Origin of the sequence: Micromonospora sp. NPDC050187, assembly GCF_044459745.1 — a bacterium.
Lineage (GTDB): Bacteria > Actinomycetota > Actinomycetes > Mycobacteriales > Micromonosporaceae > Micromonospora.
Map to the genome: position 1 here is coordinate 1 of NZ_JBITJH010000052.1, position 4,807 is coordinate 4,807.

Sequence of the window (4,807 nt, forward strand, 5' to 3'; positions counted from 1 at the left end):
AACGCCTCCGCGAACACCGGAAACGCCCCGTACAACCCCCGACCCATACCCGGCCGCTGCGCACCCTGACCCGTGAACACCAACGCCCGACGACCCGACACCACCTCACCGGCCACCAAGCCAGGCGTCGACCCGCCCTCAGCCAGCGCCTCCAGGCCGGCGGACAGGTCGCCACCGGACGCACCCAGCACCACCGCCCGGTGCTCCAACGCCGCCCGCGTCGTCGCCAGGGACCAAGCCACGTCCACCGGCGAAAGACCGGCGTGCTCCCGGACGAACTCCGCCAACCGCCCGGCCTGCCCGGTCAGGGCCTCCGCTGACCGCGCCGACACCAACCACGGCAGCACCGGAAGATCCACCCCGACCGTCGCCTGCGACGCGTCGACCTCCGCCTCGGCCTGTTCGATGATGACGTGCGCGTTGGTGCCGGAGATGCCGAACGACGACACCGCCGCCCGACGCGGCCGATCCACCACCGGCCACGACCGCGCCTGTGTCACCAGCTCCACCGCACCGGCCGACCAGTCCACCTTCGACGACGGGGCATCCAGGTGCAGCGTGGGCGGGACGATGCCGTGCCGCATCGCCTCGGCCATCTTGATCACGCCTGCCACGCCGGCGGCGGCCTGGGTGTGCCCGATGTTCGACTTGACCGACCCGAGCAGCAGTGGCTCGTGCCCGTCCCGTCCCTGCCCGTACGTCGCCAGCAGGGCCTGCGCCTCGATCGGATCACCCAACGTCGTACCCGTGCCGTGCGCCTCCACCACGTCCACGTCCGCCGTGGTCAACCGGGCGTTCGCCAGAGCCTGCCGGATCACCCGCTGCTGCGACGGGCCGTTCGGCGCCGTCAACCCGTTCGACGCACCATCCTGGTTGACGGCGGTGCCCCGCACCACGGCGAGGACGCGGTGGCCGTTGCGGCGGGCGTCGGAGAGGCGCTCGACGAGGAGCATCCCGACCCCCTCGGACCAGCCGGTCCCGTCGGCGCCCTCGGCGAAGGACTTGCACCGCCCGTCCGGGGCGAGTCCGCGCTGCCGGCTGAAGTCGATGAACGTCTCCAGGGTGGTCATCACGGTGACACCACCGGCCAGCGCGAGCGTGCACTCGCCGGACCGCAGGGACTGCACCGCCAGGTGCAACGCCACCAGCGAGGACGAGCAGGCGGTGTCGACGGTGAGCGCCGGCCCCTCGAACCCGAAGGTGTAGGCCACCCGGCCGGAGAGCACGCTGCTGGCGGTGCCGCCGCCGATGAAGCCGTCCAGGGTCTCCGGGACGTCGTCGAGTCCGGCGGCGTAGTTGTGGTACATCATGCCGGCGAACACGCCGACGCGGCTGCCGCGCAGCGACAGCGGGTCGATCCGGGCGTCCTCGATCGCCTCCCAGGAGGCCTCCAGCATGAGCCGCTGCTGCGGGTCCATGGCCAGTGCCTCGTACGGGGAGATCTTGAACAGCTCCGGGTCGAAGTCCCCGGCGTCGTGCAGGAACCCGCCCTCCCGGGCGTACGTGCTGCCCCGCCGCTCCCCTGTCGGGTCGTACGCCTGCTCGGTGTCCCAACCCCGGTCGACGGGGAAACCGGTGACGCCGTCGGTGGCGGTGGCGACGAGATCCCACAGCTGCCCGGGTGAGCGGACCCCGCCCGGGTAACGGCAGCTCATCCCGACGATCGCGATGGGCTCGTGGTTCTTGGCGTCGACGGCCTTCAGGCGTTCGCTGGTCTCGTGGAGATCGGCGGTGACGCGCTTGAGGTACTCACGGAGCTTGGCTTCGTTGGCCATCGGGGTTTCACCTGTCGCGTTGGTCGGCAAGCGGGGCGGTTCGACGGTCAGGAACGTCCGAACCTGCTGTCGATGAAGTCGAAGAGTTCGTCGTCGCTGGCGTCGTCGAGGGACGGGGCGACGGAGCCGGTGTCCCCGGCCTCGCCCTCCCAGCGGCTGAGCAGCGCGCGGAGTCGCGCGGTGACCGCCGTACGGGTCTCCTCGTCGGCGGCCAGTTCGGCCAGGGTCTCCGCCGGGGTCGCGGAGAAAGCCGCCTCCAGCCGGTCCAGCTCGTCGAGGAGGGTCGGCGCGGACGGGCCGGGGCCGAGCTGCGCCATCAGGTGCCCGGTCAGCGCCTCCGGGGTGGGGTGGTCGAAGACCAGGGTGGCCGGCAGCGACACACCGGTCAGGGTGGTGAGCCGGTTGCGCAGTTCCACGGCGGTCAGCGAGTCGAAGCCGAGTTCGGTGAAGGACTGCCCGGTGCCGACGGCGACCGACGAGGCGTACCCGAGCACCTCGGCCACCTGACCGGTGACCAGTTCCTCGACCAGCCGGCGACGGTCCTCGTCGGAGGCCGCGGCGAGCCGGTCGCGGAACCCTGCCACCGGGGTGGCGGACCCGGCGGCGCTGCGCCGCACGCGGACGCCGGCCAGCCCACGTAGCGGTGCCGGGAGGTGGTCGACGGCGGTGAGGGTGCGTAGCCCGGCGAGGTCGAGGCGGACCGGCACCAGCAGCGGCTGACGACTGCGCCGGCTGGCGTCGAAGAGGGCGAGTGCCTGCTCGGTGCCGAGCGGGACGATGCCCTGGCGGGCCAGCCGTTCCCGGCTGCCGGTGCCCAGGTCGCGGGTCATCCCGCTGCCCTCCTCCCACATGCCCCAGGCCAGGGAGGTGGCGGCGAGCCCGGCGGCGTGCCGGTGGTGGGCCAGCCCGTCGAGGAAGGCGTTGGCCGCCGCGTAGTTGCCCTGGCCGGGACCGCCGAGTGGACCGGCGATCGAGGAGAAGAGCACGAACATCGGCAGGTCCAGGTGCCGGGTGAGGTCGTGCAGGTGCCAGGCGGCGTCGGCCTTGGGGCCGAGCACGGCGGCGGTCCGCTCCGGGGTCAACGCGGTGACCACCGCGTCGTCGAGGGCTCCGGCCGCGTGCACCACCCCGGTGAGCGGGTGTTCGGCTCCGACGGTGGCGAGCAGCGCGGCGACCGCGTCCCGGTCGGCCACGTCGGCGGCGACGAGGCGGGCCTGCGCGCCGAGGTGGGCGAGGTCGGCGAGGAGGTCGGTCGCGCCGGGCGCGTCGTGGCCGCGCCGGCCGACGAGGAGCAGGTGCCGGACCTTGTGTGCGGTGACCAGGTGACGGGCGATGATGCCGCCGAGGGTGCCGGTGGCGCCGGTGACGAGCACCGTGCCATCGGGCAGCAGGTCGGTGGTGCCGGTCGGGTAGGCGTCGGCCGTGGCGAGCCGGGGTACGAGCAACTGCCCGTCGCGGACGGCGAGTTGGGGCTCGTCGCTGGCCAGGGCACGGCCGAGCAGGTCGGCGTCGACCCCGTCGTCGAGGTCGGCCAGCACGAACCGGCCGGGGTGCTCCAGCTGCGCCGTGCGCACCAGACCCCAGACGGCGGCACCGGCCAGATCGGTCACGTCACCGGCGGGGCCGGCCGGGACCGCGCCCCGGGTGAGCAGGACGAGCCGCCGGTCGGCGAACCGGTCGTCGGTCAGCCACTCCCGCACGGCGGCCAGGACCTCGGCGAGCCGGGTGTGCGTCGCGCCGAGTGGGTCGCCCGGCGGGTTGTCCCCGACGGGGAGCAGCACCAGCCGGGGGTCGTGCCGGCCGGCGTCGACGGCGTCGGCGAGCGCGGCGAATCCGCCGGGCAGCGACGCGGCGGCGGGTCCGGCGTCGTCGATCGCCACGATCCCGGTCGCCGACCGGGACGGCAGGGGAAGCGCGGACCAGCGTAGGTCGAAGAGGGGCAGCTCGGTTGCTCCGGCGGTGTCGAGCTGACCGGCGCCGACGGGTCGGGAGAGCAGCGACCCGATCCGGGCCACCGGTGCGCCGGTGCCGTCGGCGAGGGTCAGCGACACCGCCGCACCGGCGCGGGTGACGCGTACCCGCAGGTGGGTCGCGCCGACGGCGGTGAGCGCGACGCCGGACCAGGCGAACGGGAGGCGGGCCCCGGACGCGTCGGCGTCGGCGTCGTCGGTGAGGCCGACGACGTGCAGCGCCGCGTCGAGCAGCGCCGGGTGGAGGGTGAACCCGCCGGTGGCGGTGCCGTCGGGCAGGGCGACCTCGGCGAAGACCGCGTCGTCGGTACGCCACGCGGCACGCAGCCCACGGAACGTGGGACCGTGGTCCACGCCGAGGCGGTGCAACTGCTCGTAGATCGGCTCGACCGGAACGGTGGCGGCACCGGCCGGGGGCCACTCGGTGAGCGGTTCCAGCGCGTCGGGGCCGACGGGGGCGAGGACACCCTCGGCGTGCCGGGTCCAGTCGCCGCGCGGGTCGTCCGCCGGGCGGGAGTGGATGGTGATCCGACGGCGACCGTGTTCGTCGGGAGTGGCGAGGTGGAGCTGCACGGAACGGGCACCCTGTTCGGGCAGGACGATCGGGGCGGCGAGGGTCAGCTCCTCCAGCGTGTCGCAGGCGGCCTGCGCGCCGGCGTGCAGCGCCATCTCCACCAGTGCCGAGCCCGGTACGACGACCGAGCCCCACACCACGTGGTCGGCGAGCCAGGGCTGGGTCTGCACGGAGAGCCGGCCGCCGTGGATGCGGACGTCGTCGGCGGCGGTGACCAGCTCGGCGTCGAGCAGGCCGTGGTCCGTGCCGCGTACGCCGAGCCCGGAGGTGTCGGCACCGGACGACCCGGCGTTGAGCCAGTAGCGCTGCCGTTGGAAGGCGTAGGTGGGCAGGTCGATCGTCCGAGGCTGCTGTCCGGTGTGGGTGAACCAGCCCGTCCAGTCCACCGGCGTCCCCGTCACGTGCAACCGGGCCAGAGCCGTGACCAGCGCGGTCGCCTCCGACTGGTCCCGCCGCAACGCCGGGACCAGATGCACCGTCCGGTCGGT

At 74.1% G+C, this 4,807-nt stretch carries 2 protein-coding genes; both read right to left on the reverse strand.

Features of this window, described 5'->3' with window-relative positions:
• The coding region (locus ACIBJE_RS31515; RefSeq protein WP_396753923.1) for a type I polyketide synthase at nucleotides 1-1,775 on the reverse strand (1,775 nt) is incomplete at its 3' end.
• Between the two features lie 47 nt (nucleotides 1,776-1,822).
• The coding region (locus ACIBJE_RS31520; protein WP_396753924.1) for a type I polyketide synthase at nucleotides 1,823-4,807 on the reverse strand (2,985 nt) is incomplete at its 5' end.